At 63.2% G+C, this 1361-nt stretch carries 1 protein-coding gene; it reads right to left on the bottom strand.

Features of this window, described 5'->3' with window-relative positions:
• Positions 1-19: 19 nt before the first annotated feature.
• The coding region (locus ABTU92_RS29225) for a sensor histidine kinase (protein ID WP_408095058.1) at positions 20-1361 on the bottom strand (1342 nt) is incomplete at its 5' end.

Here is a 1361-nt window from a genome sequence, read left to right as displayed (position 1 = left end):
TTCTTGGATCGGCTCTTACTCACGAGCTGGAAGGTTCTCCATCTCGTGTGCGGGAGTCCTGTTGAGGGGCTGATCCGACAGGAGGCCTTTCGGGCGTCAGAAAACTGTCCATGGCCGAACGCGAGTCTGCGCGGAGAGCCCATACGAGACCGGCCGGAGCATAATCGATGACCGAGGTTGCTCCCCATCCTGCCATCATTCTCTCCAGAACGACGCTGCCGAATCCCTTGCGTGTGGGCGGGCATACCGGAGGGCCTCCGGATTCCCGCCAGGTGAGGCGGAAGCCATCGGCGGGGTCTGTCCATTCGACAGAGACGGTTCCCTCCTGGGTCGACAGGGCGCCGTACTTTGCTGCATTTGTGGCGAGCTCGAACATGGCCAGCCCGAGATGCTGGGCTGCTGCCGGGTTCACCCAGAGAGGCGGCCCCTGCAGACTGACCCGGGAAAAGGCGCCGTCGAGAAAGGCACGAAGCTGTGCGCGGATCACGTCTTCGATCGGCGCTCCCTGCCAGTTCTGGCCGACGAGCAGATCGTGGGCGAAGGAGAGGGCTTGCAGGCGGCCCGTGAACCCGTCCTCGAAGGCACGGACGGAGTCGCTGTTCCGGGCGATCTGACGCACCATCGCCTGAACCACGGCGAACAGGTTCTTGATGCGGTGCGTAAGTTCCCGCATCACCAGTTGCCGCTTTTCCTCTTCCTCCGTTTTTTCAAGGTCGCGGCGCCTGCGCTCGGTAATGTCGACGAACGCCACGACGGCGGAAATGATGTTCCCCTGCTCATCCCTGATCGGGGCCGCGTTGACGGAGATGAACGCGCGGCTGCCATCGCTCCGGGTGATGCCGATTTCTTCCGCCTCTACGATCTCGCCTTGCGTAATGGCGCGCGCCAGCGGCCACTCCGAGGCGCGGTAGGGGCGTCCGTCAGGGTGAACCGCCTGCTGCTTGCCGTAGTCCTGAACGCACCGGAAGTCACTGAAGTCGTAACCGCAAATCTTCTCGACCGAGTCGTTGCCGTAGACGATCCGGCCTGTAGGCGCCTCGGCGATCAGGATGGCGACCGGCGCGTGGCGCAGAACCGTCGTGGCCCGCGCTTCACTCATGGCCAGCTCACGCAGCACTCGGTCCCGGGCGGTCTTTTCCGCCTGTAGACGCTCCGACGAGCGGGTCACGGCAAAGAAGGCGGCCGCGAACAACAAACTGACGAAGGCGCCGCCGGACAAATAGGCGACCCAGGGCAGGGGCGATTTGCTCACGGTCGGACCTCGACCGGAGTAGATGATCTCCCAGTTGCGTTTTGCGAAACTGATAGGAACGCGGATGTCGTCTTTTCCGGCTCCATCGGGCTTAGAGCCGATCCAAGAA

Origin of the sequence: Rhodoplanes sp. SY1 (assembly GCF_046000175.1) — a bacterium.
Lineage (GTDB): Bacteria > Pseudomonadota > Alphaproteobacteria > Rhizobiales > Xanthobacteraceae > Rhodoplanes.
The sequence above is the reverse complement of the archived record's forward strand: the minus strand, read 5'-3'. Positions and strand labels throughout refer to the sequence as shown.